Origin of the sequence: Solimonas soli DSM 21787 (assembly GCF_000474945.1) — a bacterium.
GTDB classification, from domain to species: domain Bacteria; phylum Pseudomonadota; class Gammaproteobacteria; order Nevskiales; family Nevskiaceae; genus Solimonas; species Solimonas soli.
In genome coordinates, this window is record NZ_AXDW01000007.1 from 167578 (window position 1) to 184525 (window position 16948).

The window sequence follows — 16948 nt, forward strand, 5'->3', positions numbered from 1 at the left end:
TGAATCACTCGACGCGGTAATTCGGCGCTTCCTTGGTGATCGTCACGTCGTGCACATGCGATTCCTTGATGCCGGCGCCGGTGATCTTCACGAACTGCGTCTGCGTGCGCATCTCCTCGATGCTCTTGCAGCCGGTGTAGCCCATGCTGGCGCGCAGGCCGCCGATCATCTGGTGCACGATCGCCGCCATCGGCCCCTTGTACGGCACGCGGCCTTCGATGCCTTCCGGCACCAGCTTCTCGACTTCGGTCGTGGTGTCCTGGAAGTAGCGGTCCTTGGAGCCGTTGCTGCCGCCCATGGCACCGAGCGAGCCCATGCCGCGATACGACTTGTACGAGCGGCCCTGGTAGAGCTCGACCTCGCCCGGCGCCTCCTCGGTGCCGGCCAGCATCGAGCCGACCATGACGGCCGACGCGCCGGCGGCGATCGCCTTGGCGAAGTCGCCGGAGTAGCGCACGCCGCCGTCGGAGATCAGCGGCAGGCCGGACTTCCTCAGCGCTTCGGCCACGCCCATCACCGCGCTGATCTGCGGCACGCCGACGCCGGCGACGATGCGCGTCGTGCAGATCGAACCCGGACCGATGCCGACCTTGACCGCGTCGGCGCCGGCCTCGACCAGCGCCAGCGCGGCATCGCCGGTGGCGATGTTGCCGCCGACGACCTGCAGCTTGTCGCCGTACTTTTTCTTGATCTGCGCGACGCGGTCGATGACGCCCTTGCTGTGGCCGTGCGCGGTATCGACGACCACCAGGTCGACGCCGGCCTCGACCAGGGCGATGACGCGCTCGTCGGTATCGGCACCGGTGCCGACCGCGGCGCCGACGCGCAGCCGGCCCGCCTCGTCCTTGCAGGCGCGCGGGAAGTCGGCGGTCTTCTGGATGTCCTTGACGGTGATCATGCCGCGCAGCTGGAACTTGCCGTCGACGACCAGCACCTTCTCGATGCGGTGTTCCTGCAGCTTGGCGATCACTTCCTCGCGCGAGGCGCCTTCGCGCACGGTGACGAGGCGGTCCTTGGGCGTCATCACGCGCGACACCGGCTCGTCGTAGCGCGTCTCGAAGCGCACGTCGCGGCTGGTGACGATGCCGACCAGCTCCTTGCCGTCGACCACCGGCACGCCGGAGATCCTGTTCTTGCGCGTGAGCTTGACGACCTCGCCGATGGTCATCGTCGGCGGCACGGTGATCGGGTCGGTGATGACGCCGGCCTCGTGCTTCTTCACGGCGCGGACTTCGGCGGCCTGGCGCTCGGCGGTCATGTTCTTGTGCACGATGCCGAGGCCGCCTTCCTGCGCCAGCGCGATCGCCAGCTTGGCCTCGGTGACGGTGTCCATCGCCGCCGACAGCAGCGGGATGTTGAGGCGGATGCCGCGGGTCAGCTGCGAGCTCAGGTCGACCTGCCGCGGCAGGACTTCCGAATAGGCCGGAAGGAGCAGGACGTCATCGAACGTGAGTGCTTCGGACTGGATGCGCATGGCGGCTGCGGTCGTCTGGAAGCGCGCCATTATAGCGTAAAGCCGGACCCGGCGGCGGTCGCCGGGACGATCGCCTATGCTTGCGCGATGCCGATGCCTCCAACCGCGGACCGCAACGCCGGGCGCACGATCTACCAGGTCTGCGAACTCGCCGACGTGCTGCGCGGCCTGATCGAGGACAGCCTGCCGCGCGTCTGGGTGCAGGGCGAGATTTCCAATTTCTCGCGGCCGGCCTCGGGCCACTGGTACTTCACGCTCAAGGACGCGCGCGCCCAGCTGCGCTGCGCGATGTTCAGGAACGCCAATCTCTACGTGCGCCCGCAGCCGCGCGACGGCGACGCCGTGCTGATCCGCGCGCAGATGAGCTTCTACGCCGCGCGCGGCGATCTGCAGCTGATCTGCGAACACCTGGAGCCGGCCGGCGAAGGCGCGCTGCTGCGCGCATTCGAGGAACTCAAGCGGCGTCTCGCGTCCGAAGGCCTGTTCGACGAGCACCTCAAGCGCGAGCCGCCGAAGCGGCCGCGCGCGATCGGCCTCATCACCTCGGGCACCGGCGCCGCGCTGCACGACATGCGCACCACGCTGGCGCGCCGCTACCCGATCGCGCCGGTCTATCTGCTGCCGGTGCCGGTGCAAGGCGCCGACGCGCCGCCGGCGATCGTGCGCGCCCTGCAGCAGCTGCCGCGTCGCGCGCCGGTCGATGTCATCCTGCTGGCGCGCGGCGGCGGCTCGCTCGAGGACCTGTGGGCCTTCAACGACGAGCGCGTCGCGCGCGCGATCCGCGCCTGCGCGGTGCCGGTGATCTGCGGCGTCGGCCATGAAGTCGACGTGACGATCGCCGATTTCGCCGCCGACCTGCGCGCACCGACGCCGACCGCCGCCGCCGAACGCGCCGCGCCGGACATCGCCGACTGGCTGCTCAGCCTGCGCAGCCTCGATCAGCGCATCGTCGCCGCCACCGAGCGCCGCCTGCAGCGCGCCGCGCAGCGCGTCGACGAACAGAGCGAGCGCCTCCATGCGCAGCATCCGGGCCGGCGCCTGCACGAGCGCCGCGCGCGCCTGCGCGAACTCGACGCGCGCCTGCGGCGCGCCGCCGCGCAGTGCCTGCACCGCCTCGATCGCCAGCTCGATCATCGCCTCAGCCTGCTGCATGCGCAGGCGCCGACGCGCCGTCTCGCGCAGGCCCGCCACCGGCTCGAACGCCTCGAAGCGCGGGCGCAGGAGACGCTGCGCCTGCGTGCCGCCGCCGCACGCGCGCGCCTCGAACGCGCCGACGCCATGCTGGCGAGCCTCAACCCGCGCGCCGTGCTCGAACGCGGCTACGCGATCGCCCTCGACACGCAGGGCCGGCCGCTGACCGATGCGGCGCAGACGCAGGCCGGCGCCGCGCTGCAGCTGCTGCTGGCGCGCGGCAGCGTCGACGCCAAGGTCGAGCGCGCGCGGCCGGCTGCGCCCGACACACCGTCCGAAAACCAAAGATAATGCGCGGCCTCGCCGTCGCCGCGGCATCGGAATCCTTTCCGTCGCGCGCGGTCTGATACGGACGAACGGCCGCGCCGGGCGCGCGGCCGCATCACCATAAGAGACGTTCAAGAGACCCATGGCCTGGTTACAGCTGCGCGTCCACACGCGCCACCCCGAATTCGCCGACGAGATCCTGCAGGCGCACGGCGCCGCGGCCGTCAGCTTCATCGATGCCGTCGACGATCCGGTGCTCGAACCGCCGCCCGGCGAAACCCCGCTGTGGGCCAACACCGTCACGCTCGGCCTGTTCGCCGAAGGCACCGATCTCGAATCCGTGCAGGCGAGCCTGCGCGAGCTGCTGCCGGACGGCGGCGAGGCGCGCTTCGCGACCGAGCTGATCGAGGATCAGGACTGGGTGCGCGTCTGGCTCGAGGATTGCCCGCCGCTGCCGTTCGGCCAGCGCCTGTGGGTGGTGCCGCGCGAGAAGGTCGGCGAGGTCACGCAGGCCGACGCGGTGATCCTGCGTCTCGATCCCGGCCTGGCCTTCGGCACCGGCACGCATCCGACCACGGCGCTGTGCCTGCAGTGGCTCGCGGAGCTCGCCGAGCGCGGCGAGCTGGCCGGCAAGACCGTGCTCGACTACGGCTGCGGCTCCGGCGTGCTGGCGATCGCCGCGCTGCTGCTCGGCGCCGAGCGCGCGGTCTGCGTCGACATCGACCCGCAGGCCCTGCTGGCGACGCGCGACAACGCCGCCGAGAACGGCGTCGCCGACCGCATCGTCACCCTGCCGGCCGAGCATTTCGTGCCGCTGCCGGCCGATGTGGTCGTCGCCAACATCCTCGCCAATCCGCTGATCGCGCTGGCGCCGCGCCTGGCCAGCTCGATCCGCGGCGGCGGCCGCCTGGCGCTCGCCGGCCTGCTCGATCGCCAGGCCGGAGACGTGCGCGCGGCCTATGAACCGTGGTTCGACTTCGACGCCGACGCCAGCCGCGACGGCTGGACGCGCCTCGCCGCGCGCTGCCGCATGCCGGCGCTGATCAATCTGCGCCGCATCGATGCCGGGCTGCTGACCTCAGGCCAGCCGTGGCCCGAGCAATTCGGCGTGCTCGCCCAGAGCGGCGTCGACTTCGTCATCAATCTCGCCGCCTCGACCTCGCCGAACTATCTGCCCGACGAGGCCGCGCGCTGGCAGGCGCTCGGCGTGCGCTACGCGGCGCTGCCGATACCCTGGGACGCGCCGAACGCCGAGCACGTCGAGCGCTTCTTCGAACTGATGGACAGCCGGCGCGGCAGCCGCACGCTGGTGCATTGCGCCCTGAACCTGCGCGCCTCGGTGTTCGTCTACCTGTATCGCGTGCTGCGCCGCGGCGAGGCGCGCGACGGCGCATCGGCCGACCTGCACGCGGTGTGGACCCCGGACGCGGTCTGGCAGAAGCTGATCGACGACACGCTGGCGGCGGCGGACGGCTGAACGGGCCGCGTTGCGCGCCGGCCTCCGCGTATCGCCGTCCCAGACGCGGCATCGCGATGCCGGGCGCAGGGACTGTCACAATCGGCTTTTGCAGGCGGCGCGACGAGAGTATTATTGCCGCCCCCTTTTTCCGGTCAGGCCCGCGTCCACGCGCGACGCGGGTTGGAGACTCAAGTTATGTCATCGCTCCGGTCTTCGGACATCAAGCCGCTCGGCCACTCGGTCTCCGACAGCCTGGACGATTTCTTTCGCACACTGAACGGTCACGCGCCGAAGAATCTCTACGACCTGTTCCTCGATCAGGTCGAGCCGCCGCTGCTGAAGGCCACGCTGCGCTACTGCCACGGCAACCAGTCGCGCGCCGCCGAGATGCTCGGCCTCAATCGCGCGACGCTGCGCAAGAAACTCAAGCAGCACAAGATCAAGCCGGACGCGCCGAACTGAGCGGCGTCCCGCGTTTCCTCCTCTTCCGCTTCACACGAGCCGCCGCCCGATGACCACCACCGACCGCGCGCCCGTGCGCCGCGCCCTGCTCTCCGTGTCCGACAAGGCCGGCATCGTCGAGTTCGCCCGTGAACTCGCGGCGCGCGGCGTCGAGCTGCTGTCGACCGGCGGCACCTACAAGCTGCTGCGCGACTCCGGCCTCGCGGCGATCGAGGTTTCCGCGCACACCGGCTTTCCGGAAATCATGGACGGCCGCGTCAAGACCCTGCACCCGAAGATCCACGGCGGCCTGCTCGGCCGTCGCGACATCGACGGCGACGTCATGCAGCAGCACGGCATCGCGCCGATCGACCTGCTGGTCGTCAATCTCTATCCCTTCGAGGCGACGGTCGCCAGGCCGGATTGCACGCGCGAGGACGCCATCGAGAACATCGACATCGGCGGCCCGGCGATGCTGCGCGCGGCGGCGAAGAATCACGCCTGGGTCGCGGTGCTCACCGACCCGGCCGACTACGCCGCGCTGCTCGCCGAGATCGACGCCGGCGGCACCACGCTCGCCACGCGCTTCCGCCTCGCGACCAAGACCTATGCCTTGACCTCGCGCTACGACGCCGCCGTGTCGGCGTACCTGTCGAGCCTGCACGACGACGGCAAGCGCGATGCCTTCGCGCCGATCCTCGGCCTGCAGTTCGAGAAGCTGCAGGACATGCGCTACGGCGAGAACCCGCACCAGCGCGCCGCCTTCTACCGCGAGCGCAACGCGGAAGCCGGCACCGTCGCCGCGGCGACGCAGATCCAGGGCAAGGAACTCAGCTACAACAACATCGCCGATGCCGACGCCGCGCTGGAGTGCGTGAAGTCGTTCGGCAAGCCGGCCTGCGTGATCGTCAAGCACGCCAATCCCTGCGGCGTGGCCGTCAACGAATCGGGCATCAAGGACGCCTACGAGCGCGCCTTCCGCACGGACCCGACCTCGGCCTTCGGCGGCATCATCGCCTTCAACCGCGAGCTCGACGGCGAGACCGCGAAGCTGATCGTCGAACGCCAGTTCGTCGAGGTGATCATCGCGCCGCGCATCAGCGCGGCGGCCCGGCAGGCAGTCGCCGCCAAGCAGAATGTGCGCCTGCTCGAATGCGGCGACTGGCCCGCCACGCGCGCGCCGGCGCTCGACTACAAGCGCGTCGCGAGCGGCCTGCTGGTGCAGGATCGCGACGATCTGATCGTCACCCTCGACCAGCTCAAGGTCGTCAGCCGGCGCGAGCCGACCGAAGCCGAGCTGCACGATCTCGTGTTCGCCTACAAGGTCGCCAAGTTCGTGAAGTCGAACGCCATCGTCTATGCGCGCGAGCGCATGACGATCGGCGTGGGCGCCGGCCAGATGAGCCGCGTCTATTCGGCGAAGATCGCCGGCATCAAGGCCGGCGACGAGAAGCTCGAAGTGCCCGGCTCGGTGATGGCGAGCGACGCCTTCTTCCCGTTCCGCGACGGCATCGACGCCGCCGCCGCCGCCGGCATCACCGCCGTGATCCAGCCGGGCGGCTCGATGCGCGATTCGGAAGTGATCGCCGCCGCCGACGAGGCCGGCATGGCCATGGTCTTCACCGGCATCCGTCACTTCCGGCACTGAAGGCCGCACAGCGCGCGCACCACTGCGACATCGAGGCCGGCAGCGCCTTTTTCGCTTGCGCCGTGATAAATCCGTGAGGCTAATGTCACAACGGCGGCGTGCCGCTTTGTCTAGACTGCGGAGCCGTCGGCGTTTTGCGCCGGCCTTCCACCAGGACAAGGGGACCTCATGAAATCCGCAGTTCTCGCCGCGCTCGCCGCGGCCAGTCTCGTTGCAGCCGGCGCCGCCACCGCGGCGCTGTCGGCAGGCGATCAGTTCAATCTCGAGCAGATCCGTTCCGGCAGTCCGGGCGGCATCCGCGCGGCGTCGCAGAACATCGAAGCGGCGCATGCGGCACCGATCGAAGTCACCGACGCGCTCGCCGAAATGCTGCTGAAGAACCAGACGCAGAACAGCAACAGCTTCGTCGACGCGCTGTCCTGGGCTTGCAAGGCGCTGGCCGCCACCGGCAACAAGCGCTACTACACGACGCTCAAGCAGATCGACGACAACGCGCAGGCGCACAAAAAGACGCGCAAGTACTGCGGCAATGCCGCCGAGGCGCTCGGCGGCGCCGACGGCGAGCAGTACGCGCCCGGCATGGCGGCGAGCAGCGTCGCGGCACCGGCCGCCAAGGGCGGCGGGGCCGCCGCGGTGACGACGGCCGGCGACGGCAGCTTCAAGCCGATCACCGAAGTGAAGCCGGAAATGTCGCAGCAGCAGGCCTTCGCGATCGCCGGCCCGCCGACCTCGAGCAATGCGCACGTTACCGGCAAGGCCTGGATCCCGTTCAACTTCAAGGGCAGCGATTCGTATCGCACGATCGCGCATTACAAGGGCCAGGGCCGCATCATCTTCTCGAACACCAGCGCCTACAGCACCGGCCAGCGCGTGCTCGAAGTGCAGATCGATCCGAACGAAACCGGCTACTGAAACGCGCCGCGGCGCAAGGACAAAGGGCGTGGCCGCGGCCACGCCCTTTTTCGTTTGCGCCTGCGCTGCCTTCAGCGCCGCTCGAGGCGGATGTCGCCGCTGAAGGTGTGCAGGTCGATGTTGCCGCGGCCGCTGCCGAGCGTGGTCGACACCTTGCGGATCTCGCCGTCGTCGCGGTCGTCGCCGAAGCCGTTGCGCAGGGCGCCGCTGAAGGTCTTCATCGTCAGCCGCGCGTTCGGCGCCTTCGGCAGATGCAGCTCGATGTCGCCGGACAGCGTCTCGGCGCTGAGCGTGGCGGCGTCATCCAGGCTCAGGTCGAGATTGACGTCGCCCGACACGCTCTGCAGCGTGACGTCGCGGAAGCTGCCGCCCTGCACCGCCAGCTCGCCCGACACGGTCTCGGCCTTGAGCGTGCCGCGCACGCCGCTGGCGCGCAGATCGCCGCTCACCGAGTTGAGCGTGGTGTTGAACGACGGCGCCCTGACGGTCAGATCGCCGCTGACGGTGCTGGCGTTGATCTCGCCGCTGCCGACGTCGAGCCGCACGTCGCCGCTGACGCTCTTGGCGGCGATCGCGCCGCTCATTTCGGCGACGCTGATGTCGGCGCTGACCGCGTCGAGCTGCAGCTGCGCCCGCGCCGGCACGCGCAACTCGAGATGCGTGTCGTCGACACTGCCGCGCACGCGGCTCGGATAGCGCACGTTGATGTTCAGCGTCTTGCCTTCGGCGCTGATGTCGAGCTTCTCGACGTCGGCGCCGAGCGTGCCGCTGATCGCGACTTCGTTGCGGTCCCAGCCATGCACGACGATCGAGCCGGCGATGTTGTTGACGCTGACCGTGCCGTCGTTCGCCAGCGGCCGCGTCTCGTTGATCGGCGAACCCTCGCGCGCCCAGGCCGGCACCACCATCAGCAAGCCGAGCAGCATCGCGCCTACATGTTTCTTCATAGCGAACTCCAGCATTTCCGTTTCCATCATCAGGTGGCCTGCGCCGTCAGCAGGCGGCGCAACTCGTCGCTGCGCGCCTCGGTCGTCAGCAACAGGCGCCGCAGCGAGGCCGACTCCGGATCCTGCTGCAGCGCCTTGCGGATCTGCGTCTCCGAGCTGCGCGACAGCTGCAGATTGGCCTTGACCAGCGCGCGGCTGCCGGGCACCGCCTGCAGGTTCGCCGCCGGCATCGCGGCGAACGCCGCGGTCGTCGACGGCGCCTCGGCCGGCGGCAGCGGCCGCAGCACGCCCATGCCGACCACCACCGCGACGCAGGCCGCGGCGGCAAGGCTCATCCAGGCATTCGCCGAGACCGCGCTTCTCGGCCGCGGCGCGATGCGCGCCTCGATGCCGGACCACAGGTCGCGGCCGGGTTCGAGGTCGACGCGCAGCTCGCGCAGGCCGGCGATCGGCGCCTCGACTTCGTCGTCCCGCGGCTCTTGGGTGTGGTGCCTCATGACAGCCATTCCTTCATCAGTTTGCGGGCGCGGTGCAGCTGCGCCTTCGAGGTGCCGACGGCGATGCCGGTCAGCGCGGCGATCTCCTCGTGCGCGTAGCCCTCGATGTCGTACAGCATCAATACCGTGCGCGCGCCCTTCGGCAGCCTGGCCAGGGCGCGCTCCAGATCGAGACGATCGCCGAGGCGCTGCTGCGGATGCTCCGACGATGCGAAATCCGCGCCGCCTTGGTCGCCGGCCTCCCCGGCGGCGTCCTCGAACGTCACCCAGCGCTTCAGCAGACGATGCTCGCCGAGCACGAGATTGACGGTCAGCCGATGCAGCCAGGTCGCGAACTGCGCCTCGCCGCGAAAGCTGGCGAGCTTCTCCCAGGCGCGCACGAAAGCGTCCTGGGTGTATTGCTCGGCCTTGGCGCGGTCGCCGTCGACGAGCCGGACGCAGAGACCGAAGATGCGGCCGACATGACGACGGTACAGCTGCTCGAAAGCGCGCGCGTCGCCTTTCGTGGCGCGCTGCACGAGTGCTCCGTCGTCCGTCTCCGCGGCGCGCTGTTCGACCGCCTGCACGTCCACCCCCTGTCCGGCCACCGGGCCGTCGCGACCGCGCAGCCTAGCACCGGCCTCGCCATCCGCCCGGCGCGGCCAGGGCAGCGCCGCGGCCGCGGGTGTCACGAGATCGTAGGTGCCCGCCGTCATGGTCGCCGCAATGTCCATATGTTGTGCTGCATAGATGCGGCGCCGCGGAAAAGCGTTTAAAAATGCCGCGCCGCCCCTGAACGAATGCCCATGCGCCGCCTGCCGCGCTTCCTCGACGTGATCCGCTCCGTGCTCGCCAGCACCGCCGCCGGCTGGCGCGGCACGCTGGCCCTGCACCCCGCCGGGCGGCAGCCGGCCGAGCCGCTGCGGCTCTACGACATCGAAGCCTGCCCGTACTGCCGGCTGGTGCGCGAGACGCTCAGCGAGCTCGATCTCGACGTGCTGGTCTATCCCTGTCCGGCCGCGGTCGCCGCCGGCGGCAAGGCGCAGTTTCCGCTGCTCGTCGATCCGAACACCGGCCGCACGCTCTACGAGTCGGCCGACATCGTCGAATATCTGGCCGCCACCTATACCGGCCGCGCCGGCGGCCTGCGCGCACGCGCCTCGCGCGCCGCCGCGCAGCCGCTCGAGCTGTACAGCTTCGAGGCCAGCCCGTACTCGCGCCTGGTCCGCGAGCGGCTCTGCGAACTGGAGCTGCCGTATCTGCTGCGCAACGCCGGCAAGGGCCGGCTCAGCGACATGGGCGCGCCGTCCTGGCGCGATCGCGTGTTCAAGGGCGCCAAGGGCAGCAGCCGCAACCGCCGCGGCCTGCTCGAACGCAGCGGCCACGTGCAGCTGCCGTATCTGGTCGATCCGAATACCGGCGCGGCGCTGTTCGAGTCCGCCGCCATCCTCGATCACCTCGACGCGCACTATGCCGCCTGAGACGACGACGCGCGTGCGCGAGCCGGTCACCACCTGGTATCTGGAGATGCGCGCGCCCGGCGCGCTGCGCCGCGCCCGCGTGCCGCAGCCGGCGCCGCCGATCCTGCGCGCCGCGCAGGCGCTGCCGATGTTCAGCCGCTTCCTGTACACCGCCGTCGGCGGCCACTGGCACTGGCGCGATCGCCTCGGCTGGTCGTATGCGCGCTGGATGCGCTGGCTCGATCGCCCGGAGCTGCAGACCTGGGTGATGTACGTCGACGCCACGCCGGCCGGTTACATCGAACTCGAGAAACAGGCCGGCGACGACGTCGAGATCGCCTACTTCGGCCTGATGCGCGAATTCACCGGCCGCGGTCTCGGCGGCCATCTGCTGAGCGTCGGCATCGAGCGCGCCTGGGAGCTGGGCGCGCGTCGCGTCTGGGTGCACACCTGCACGCTCGACGGGCCGCACGCGCTCGCCAACTACGAAGCGCGCGGCCTCGTGCGCTACCACGAGGAGACGAAGATCGTCGAACGGCCGGCGGCACCGGACGGGCCGTGGCCGGGCTGGGACGACGAGGACGCCGGCCGTGGCGGCGGCTAGCGGCCTGGCGGTATTCGGCGCCGTCGCCGCCGCGCACGCGCTCGGCGTCGCCAGCCCGGGCCCGGACTTCGCGATCGTCACGCGCCAGTCGCTCGCCTACGGCCGCGCCGCCGGCGTGTGGACGGCGGCCGGCATCGGCAGCGGCATCGTCTTCCACGTCGCCTATGGCCTGTTCGGGCTCGGCTGGCTGCTGCGCACCTGGCCGGCGGCCTTGAACGGCATCGCGCTGGCCGGCGCCGGCTTCCTGATCTGGATCGGCGCCCGGGCGCTGCGCGCGCAGCCGCTGACCGAAGCCGGCGACGACGCCACGCGCGCCGCGCCGGGCGGCTGGCGGCGCAGCTACGCGATCGGCCTCGTCACCAACGTCCTCAATCCGAAGGCGACGCTGTTCTTCGTCGCCCTGTTCAGCACCGTGGTCAGCACGCCGATGTCGACAACACTGATGCTCGCCCTCGGCCTCTGGCTGCCGCTCGCCACCTTCGGCTGGTTCGCGAGCCTCGCCCTGCTGCTGTCGCACGCCGGACTGCGCCGCGCGCTGCGCCGTCACGCGCATCGCCTCGACCGGGCGATGGGCGCCGTGCTCGTTTCGCTAGGCATTTTCGTCTGCGTGCGCACGCTGGGCGCGTGGTTCTATCGCTGAGGTACGGCGAGCACGGATGGTGCGAGATCGGCCCGCGCGGCAGGCGGATTAAGGCCGGGGCTTGGAGATGGCGCGCCAGAGCATCTCGAACAGGGGATTCGCCTGCGCCACCAGCGAGTCCTTCATGCCGCGATGCACGTGCATCTGGATGACGCGCGCCAGCGTGCCCATGATGAAGTCGAGCACGTACTTCTCCTCGACCTCGTCGGTGATCACGCCTTTCTCGCGGCCTTCGCGCAGCACCTTCATGAAGGTGCCGAACAGCTGCGGATTGTCGAACTGCTCGTGCTTGCGCCAGGTGTTGACGTAGACCGAGCTCATCTGCATCTGCATGAGCTTGGGATTGCGTTCGTAGAAATCGAGGCACACCCAGAACACCTTGCGCAGGCGCTCCTTGTAGTCCTCGATGCCCTGCAGGTGGTCGAGCATGCGCGCCGCGAGCTTGCCGAGCCAGGCGTCGAGGCTGACGAACAGCAGCGCTTCCTTGCTGCCGTAGTACTTGTAGATGGTCTGCAGCGAGACGTTCGCCGCCCGCGCGATTTCGATCAGCCCGACGCGATGGAACTCGCGCTCGGCGAAGACCTCGAGTACGGCCTGCTCGATACGCGCCCTGGTGGCGGCGTCGAGCTGCGCGCGATCGGCGACCGCGGCATCGCTGCGTCGCATGTCTCTGCTCCTGTAGGACCTCGTTCACCGGCAATTCAGTAATGCTTGTTACGGCTTTTTCCGCAGCGCGCCATACGCTATGGTATTGCCCCACGCCGCGCGGCCCCGATGGGCATTCCCGAGGCGCGCCACGCCGGTGGTGCAGCGCAAACCGGCGTGCGCGGGGCGTCTGCCTCGAAGCGAATGGTAATTATGATTACCTTTGCCTGCAAGCGCCCGCGACGACACGATTTCATTTCGACGATGTGGAGGTAGCCATGTTCAGCGCCCTGATGAAGTGGATGCAGGCCAGGAAGATCCTGCCGCAGATTTCCGACACCGAGCGCCAGGCGCTCGAAGCCGGCTCGGTATGGATCGACGGCCAGTTCTTCGGCGGCAAGGCCGACTTCGAGAACATCCTCGCGCAGCCCTACGGCCGGTTGACTGCCGAGGAGCAGGCCTTTCTCGATGGCCCGGTCAACGAGCTGCTGGCGATGTTCGACCGCTACGAGATACAGCGCACCAAGCGCATTCCCGACGAGGTGATCGAGTTCATCAAGAAGAAGGGCTTCATGTCCTTCCTGATTCCGAAGCAGTACGGCGGCCTCGAGTTCTCGACCCTGGCGATCTCGACGATCATGGCCAAGCTCGGCGGCTACAACGCGACCATCGGCACCTTCGTCGTCATCCCGAATTCGCTGGGCGCCGCCGAGCTGCTGAAGCACTACGGCACCGAGGCGCAGAAGCAGGCCTATCTGCCGAAGCTCGCCAGCGGCGAGTACGTACCCTGCTTCGGCCTGACCGAACCGACGGCCGGCTCCGACGCGGCGAGCATCAAGGCCGAAGGCGTCGTGTTCCGCGATAGCGACGGCCAGCTCAAGATCCGCATGAACTTCCGCAAGCGCTACATCACGCTCGCGCCGATCGCCAATCTGGTGACGCTGGCCTGCCGTCTCAAGGACCCGGACAATCTGCTCGGCAAGGGCGAGGACGTCGGCATCAGCTGCGTGATGATCCACAAGGGCACGCCGGGCTTCACCAGCGGCGATCACCACGATCCGATCGGCGATCCGTTCTACAACGGTCCGCTGCTCGGCAAGGACGTGGTCGTGCCGGTCGACAACATCATCGGCGGCGTCGACTATGCCGGCCAGGGCTGGCGCATGCTGATGGAGCAGCTCGCCGGCGGCCGCATGGTCTCGCTGCCGGCCGGCGCGGTCGGCGCTGCGCGCGTCGCCGCGACCACGGTCGGCGCGTACTCGATCGTGCGCCAGCAGTTCGGCATCTCGATCGGCCACATGGAAGGCGTCGAAGACAAGATCGGCAAGATCGCGGCGCTGTCGTACATGATGGAAGGCGCGCGCGTGTTCGGCTGCACGGCGGTCGACCACGGCATCCAGCCGCCGGTCGTGTCCTCGGTGATGAAGGCCTACACGACCGACATCAGTCGCCAGCTGGTCACCGACGCCATGGACGTGTTCTCCGGCGCCGGCGTCATGCAGGGACCGAACAACATCCTTGGCATGGCCTACAAGTCGGCGCCGGTGTCGATCACCGTCGAAGGCGCCAACATCATGACGCGCACGCTGATGATCTTCGGCCAGGGCGCCACGCGCTGCCATCCGTATGCGCTCAACGTCGTGCACGCGGTCGAGAACAACGACGTGCCGAAGTTCCGCAGGAACCTGCTCGGCTGGATCGCGCATTTCATCGGCGGCATCGCCCGCGCCGAATGGCACTGGCTGACGCGCGGCGCCTTCATCAAGGTGCCGGACGTCGCGCCGGAGACGCGCAAGTACTACAAGCGCATCGGCTGGTCGGCGGCGCGCTTCGGCGTGCTGACCGACCTGGCGATGTTCGCGATCGGCGGCAAGCTCAAGGCGCGCGGCAAGCTGACCGGCCGCTTCGCCGATGCGCTGGCCTGGCAGATCCTGGCGATCGGCGCGCTGCGCCGCTTCGAGGCCGAAGGTCGCCGCAGCGAAGATCTGCCGCTCGTGCAGTACGCCTGCGAGTACGCGCTGGCGCAGACGCAGGAGGCCTTCGTCGGCATCTACGCGAACTTCGACGGTCCGCTCGGCGCGCTGATGAAAACCATCATCGCCTTCGAGGTGCGCGCCAACCCGGTCGGCACGCCGCCGAAGGATGAGCTGTCGGCGCGCGCGGCGCGCACCATCCAGCAGTACGGCGCGCAGTACGAACGCCTCGCCGAGAACGTCTTCCTGCCGAGCGACGCCAGGCTCGGCATCGGCCGCCTGCTGCGCGCCTTCAAGCTGATCAGCCAGACGCAGGATCTGCACGAACGCGTCGTGCAGGCGCAGCGCGCCAGGAAGCTGCCGCGCGGCCATGCACCGGGCGAGATCGCCGATCAGGCCGTGCAGGCCGGCGTCATCAACGCGAAGGAAGCGCAGCAGCTGAAGGACGCGCTTGCCGCACGCCTCGAGGCGATCGAAGTCGATGTGTTCACGCCGGAACAGTACTTCGGCGTGATCAACGACCAGGGCGGCGTCGAGTACCGCATGGCCGCCAACGGCTGAGGCGCGCCGGCAGGGCCGCGCCGTTCGTGGCGCGGCCCCGCCGCTGGTCGCATCACGGCGTTGGCGTCGTCAGTCGTCGCGTTTGATCGTCACCGTCACGCGCTCGGTTTCGTTGACGGAGCCGCCGTCAAGGGGAACCGTGCGCACGGATTGCGAACTCACGCTGCCGCTGCGCGGAATCAATATCGGTCCGTAGCTGTGATCGGCATTCAGCGGCAGCGCCGGCACCGACAGCGGCAGCAGAACCGGCGTGTCGGGATAGACCGCAGTCTGGCCGTCCCATCGTTGGACCGTCGCCGTCACCTCGAGCGGGATCAGCCGGTAGCCGTAGGCGTCCTGGCCGTAGGCGTGCAAGGTCAGCGAGAGTGAAGTGCTCGGCGTGCCGCTCTTGGTGCGGACCACGGGAATGGACAGGCCCCACACGCCCCATGGCGAGGTGTTGTCCTCCGGTACCCAGGAGGTGTGGTTGCTGCGGGTACCGCCGTTGCCATCGCTGCTGCTGAGCGTCTCGTCCAGCGTCGCCGTGCTCAGGTGCAGGTCGGAAATCAGCTGCGGCTCGTTAAGGCCAACGGTCGTTTCGCCTTCGACAATGGTGTGCTCGTTGGTGTCGTACGTCGCGCCGCCGGTCGACCAGCGTCCGCTGCGCGTGAAGTCCTGGCGGAAGCCGACCTTGAAGCGCGAGCACTGCGGCAGGATGTCCTGGAGTTCGGCGGCCTTGTCGCCGTGCCCGAGCAGCTGCAGCTGGCGGATGGTGCCGAGCATCAGCTGCAATTCCGGCGGGCCGCCGATGCTCCGGCATTGTTCGGCGACGTAGTCCGCATACGTGTCGAGCAAGCTGCTGATGCGCCCCTCGAGATCGCTCGCCACATCCGCCAGCGGACCGCCCGGCGCCGCGAGGCCGGTCAGCGCGGCATTGCGCAGGAAGCTGAAGCCGATCTGGATCGCCGCCGGAATCTGCGCCGGATCGCCATAGGCCGCGGCGAAGGCCGGCACCACGACGTCGTTGAAATAGCCGCGCAGCGGCGCCAGCTGCGGGCTCTCGTCCGTCTTGGCGACCGGTCGGGCAGCGAGCGGCCGCGCCGAGCGTTTGGCGGTGGTGACCGACGCCAGCGCCTGTGCACCCTCCCGCCATTGCGCGGTGAGCAGCGGCGCCAGCGCTGCGGCGAGCTGATCGCCGGTGTCGGTCGGCCAGGCGGCTGCCAGCGCCGCCTGCTGGTCCGCTGTCGCCACGGCGATGCCGACGATGCCGAGGTGATCGATCTGCATCGCCGGTCGCGACAGGCCGGTGCCGAAGTTGCCGTTCAGCAGCGGCACCAGATGCAGGTTGGCGCCGTCGCTGTCGGCCACCACGCCCACCAGCTGGTCGCGATCGACGCCGGCCATCACCGCGTCGGGGATGATGAAGCTGACGGTGATCGGCTTGTCGGCGAGCAGCTCGGAAGGCTCGACCCGGAGCGCCGCCAGCACGGCGCTGACCGGCGCGCCGAGATCGGTGATCTCGGTCAGCACGAGGCCGACTTCATCGCGAAAGGCCCCGCCGGGGAATTGCAGCCACGTTTTCGTGCCGTTGCCGTGGGTCAGCGCCGCGGTGCCGGACCAGGTGTCGGCCGGTGCCCAGGAGATGATCGCGCGATCCTGCTGGCTGCCGTTCACGGGCGTCGCGGCGAGGGGCGCCGGCGGGTGCGGGAAGGGCTCCACCGCGCCGGCGAGCGGCTGCAACCCGCCGGAGGCGGCACCGGCGATCACCGTCAGCTGCGCGGCGCTGCTCGTCACGCTGCCGGCGCTGTTGCTGACGACGGCCGAATACCAGCGGCCGTTCATGCCGGTATCGGTCGCGCCGGTCGCGTAGCTGGCGCCCGTCGCCCCGGCGATGTCGGTCCAGTCCGTGCCGTTGTCGGAGCTGCGCCACTGATAGGCCAGCGGCGCCGTGCCGCTGGCGACGACCGAGAACGTGGCGGGCGCCGGCGCGGTGACGGTCTGCGCCTGCGGCTGCGTCGTGATCGCCGGCGCCGTCGCCGCCGGCGGGTCGCCGTCGCCATCGCCGCCCGCCGGCGCGGACCCGTTCGATCCGTTGCCGCAGGCCGCCAGCGCCAGCAATGCCAGGGCGCCCAGGACCCCGCTCATGCCTTTCATCACGATCTCTCCCTCGAGGTGCCGGCACAATGCCGGTTCAGGGATACAGATGCGGAAAAACACGCCGCTTCGTACACGCCGCTGAAAATTTTTCTGGGATGATGGAGCCGGCCGCCG

Annotated in this window: 14 protein-coding genes and 1 pseudogene; 9 read left to right on the forward strand and 6 right to left on the reverse strand. The window is 69.5% G+C overall.

Going from position 1 to position 16948, the window contains the following annotated elements; all coding sequences use genetic code 11:
* Positions 1-4 precede the first annotated feature (4 nt).
* Positions 5-1474, reverse strand: a complete 1470-nt coding sequence (gene guaB, locus K344_RS0105170) for an IMP dehydrogenase (RefSeq protein ID WP_028079768.1) — start codon at positions 1472-1474, stop codon at positions 5-7.
* A 93-nt stretch (positions 1475-1567) separates the two neighbouring features.
* On the opposite strand from guaB, the gene xseA reads away from it, so the two are divergent.
* The 5 genes and pseudogenes from xseA (at position 1568) to K344_RS22865 (ending at position 7392) form a co-directional block, all read left to right on the forward strand.
* Entirely contained in the window at positions 1568-2956 is a 1389-nt protein-coding gene (gene xseA / locus K344_RS20335) for an exodeoxyribonuclease VII large subunit (RefSeq protein ID WP_043113887.1), read from the forward strand.
* 118 nt (positions 2957-3074) lie between these two features.
* Positions 3075-3947, forward strand: a pseudogene (gene prmA, locus K344_RS0105180) (50S ribosomal protein L11 methyltransferase); the annotation flags it as partial.
* 639 nt (positions 3948-4586) lie between these two features.
* Positions 4587-4853 (forward strand): helix-turn-helix domain-containing protein, encoded by a 267-nt coding sequence (locus tag K344_RS0105185; RefSeq protein ID WP_028079770.1) that lies wholly within the window; start codon positions 4587-4589, stop codon positions 4851-4853.
* A gap of 49 nt (positions 4854-4902) precedes the next feature.
* Positions 4903-6480 (forward strand): bifunctional phosphoribosylaminoimidazolecarboxamide formyltransferase/IMP cyclohydrolase, encoded by a 1578-nt coding sequence (gene purH, locus K344_RS0105190; RefSeq protein WP_028079771.1) that lies wholly within the window; start codon positions 4903-4905, stop codon positions 6478-6480.
* A 168-nt stretch (positions 6481-6648) separates the two neighbouring features.
* A complete protein-coding gene (locus tag K344_RS22865; protein WP_051361918.1) occupies positions 6649-7392 on the forward strand; it encodes a hypothetical protein in 744 nt (247 codons plus the stop codon).
* 71 nt (positions 7393-7463) lie between these two features.
* Here K344_RS22865 and K344_RS0105200 read toward each other — a convergent pair whose 3' ends face one another.
* Genes K344_RS0105200 through K344_RS0105210 form a run of 3 tightly spaced genes read right to left on the reverse strand, consistent with a single transcriptional unit; the run spans position 7464 to position 9549 of the window.
* On the reverse strand, positions 7464-8339 hold the full coding sequence (locus K344_RS0105200; RefSeq protein WP_169729248.1) for a DUF4097 family beta strand repeat-containing protein: 876 nt from the start codon (positions 8337-8339) through the stop codon (positions 7464-7466).
* 29 nt (positions 8340-8368) lie between these two features.
* Positions 8369-8836 carry a hypothetical protein gene (locus K344_RS0105205; RefSeq protein WP_028079773.1) on the reverse strand — a complete coding sequence of 156 codons (468 nt, stop codon included), beginning with the start codon at positions 8834-8836 and terminating at the stop codon, positions 8369-8371.
* Positions 8833-9549, reverse strand: coding sequence for an RNA polymerase sigma factor (locus tag K344_RS0105210; protein WP_245586116.1), 717 nt, complete (start codon positions 9547-9549; stop codon positions 8833-8835). Before K344_RS0105210 ends, K344_RS0105205 begins: the two co-directional genes overlap by 4 nt.
* Before the next feature lie 72 nt (positions 9550-9621).
* Here K344_RS0105210 and K344_RS0105215 point away from each other — a divergent pair, with 72 nt between their 5' ends.
* Genes K344_RS0105215 through K344_RS0105225 form a run of 3 tightly spaced genes read left to right on the forward strand, consistent with a single transcriptional unit; the run spans position 9622 to position 11519 of the window.
* Positions 9622-10296 carry a glutathione S-transferase N-terminal domain-containing protein gene (locus K344_RS0105215; RefSeq protein WP_028079775.1) on the forward strand — a complete coding sequence of 225 codons (675 nt, stop codon included), beginning with the start codon at positions 9622-9624 and terminating at the stop codon, positions 10294-10296.
* Positions 10286-10879 (forward strand): GNAT family N-acetyltransferase, encoded by a 594-nt coding sequence (locus K344_RS20345; RefSeq protein WP_051361920.1) that lies wholly within the window; start codon positions 10286-10288, stop codon positions 10877-10879. Before K344_RS0105215 ends, K344_RS20345 begins: the two co-directional genes overlap by 11 nt.
* A complete protein-coding gene (locus tag K344_RS0105225) occupies positions 10866-11519 on the forward strand; it encodes a LysE family translocator (RefSeq protein WP_051361921.1) in 654 nt (217 codons plus the stop codon). The genes K344_RS20345 and K344_RS0105225 overlap by 14 nt, the downstream gene beginning before the upstream one ends.
* A gap of 48 nt (positions 11520-11567) precedes the next feature.
* Here the strand turns inward: K344_RS0105225 and K344_RS0105230 are convergent, their stop codons facing one another.
* Positions 11568-12185, reverse strand: coding sequence for a TetR/AcrR family transcriptional regulator (locus tag K344_RS0105230; RefSeq protein WP_028079777.1), 618 nt, complete (start codon positions 12183-12185; stop codon positions 11568-11570).
* Between the two features lie 257 nt (positions 12186-12442).
* On the opposite strand from K344_RS0105230, the gene K344_RS20350 reads away from it, so the two are divergent.
* Positions 12443-14698, forward strand: a complete 2256-nt coding sequence (locus tag K344_RS20350; protein ID WP_043113829.1) for an acyl-CoA dehydrogenase — start codon at positions 12443-12445, stop codon at positions 14696-14698.
* Positions 14699-14767: 69 nt separating this feature from the next.
* Here K344_RS20350 and K344_RS0105240 read toward each other — a convergent pair whose 3' ends face one another.
* Complete coding sequence (locus K344_RS0105240; RefSeq protein ID WP_157622780.1) at positions 14768-16822, reverse strand: DUF8696 domain-containing protein; 2055 nt, start codon at positions 16820-16822, stop codon at positions 14768-14770.
* Between the last annotated feature and the right edge of the window lie 126 nt (positions 16823-16948).

Excerpts from the sequence above, each read along its gene's own strand:
- guaB (WP_028079768.1), bottom strand. The coding sequence starts at position 1,474 with ATGCGCATCCAGTCCGAAGCACTCACGTTCGATGACGTCCTGCTCCTT.
- xseA (WP_043113887.1), top strand. The coding sequence starts at position 1,568 with ATGCCTCCAACCGCGGACCGCAACGCCGGGCGCACGATCTACCAGGTC.
- K344_RS0105185 (WP_028079770.1), top strand. The coding sequence starts at position 4,587 with ATGTCATCGCTCCGGTCTTCGGACATCAAGCCGCTCGGCCACTCGGTC.
- purH (WP_028079771.1), top strand. The coding sequence starts at position 4,903 with ATGACCACCACCGACCGCGCGCCCGTGCGCCGCGCCCTGCTCTCCGTG.
- K344_RS22865 (WP_051361918.1), top strand. The coding sequence starts at position 6,649 with ATGAAATCCGCAGTTCTCGCCGCGCTCGCCGCGGCCAGTCTCGTTGCA.
- K344_RS0105200 (WP_169729248.1), bottom strand. The coding sequence starts at position 8,339 with ATGAAGAAACATGTAGGCGCGATGCTGCTCGGCTTGCTGATGGTGGTG.
- K344_RS0105205 (WP_028079773.1), bottom strand. The coding sequence starts at position 8,836 with ATGAGGCACCACACCCAAGAGCCGCGGGACGACGAAGTCGAGGCGCCG.
- K344_RS0105210 (WP_245586116.1), bottom strand. The coding sequence starts at position 9,549 with ATGGACATTGCGGCGACCATGACGGCGGGCACCTACGATCTCGTGACA.
- K344_RS0105215 (WP_028079775.1), top strand. The coding sequence starts at position 9,622 with ATGCGCCGCCTGCCGCGCTTCCTCGACGTGATCCGCTCCGTGCTCGCC.
- K344_RS20345 (WP_051361920.1), top strand. The coding sequence starts at position 10,286 with ATGCCGCCTGAGACGACGACGCGCGTGCGCGAGCCGGTCACCACCTGG.
- K344_RS0105230 (WP_028079777.1), bottom strand. The coding sequence starts at position 12,185 with ATGCGACGCAGCGATGCCGCGGTCGCCGATCGCGCGCAGCTCGACGCC.
- K344_RS20350 (WP_043113829.1), top strand. The coding sequence starts at position 12,443 with ATGTTCAGCGCCCTGATGAAGTGGATGCAGGCCAGGAAGATCCTGCCG.
- K344_RS0105240 (WP_157622780.1), bottom strand. The coding sequence starts at position 16,822 with ATGAGCGGGGTCCTGGGCGCCCTGGCATTGCTGGCGCTGGCGGCCTGC.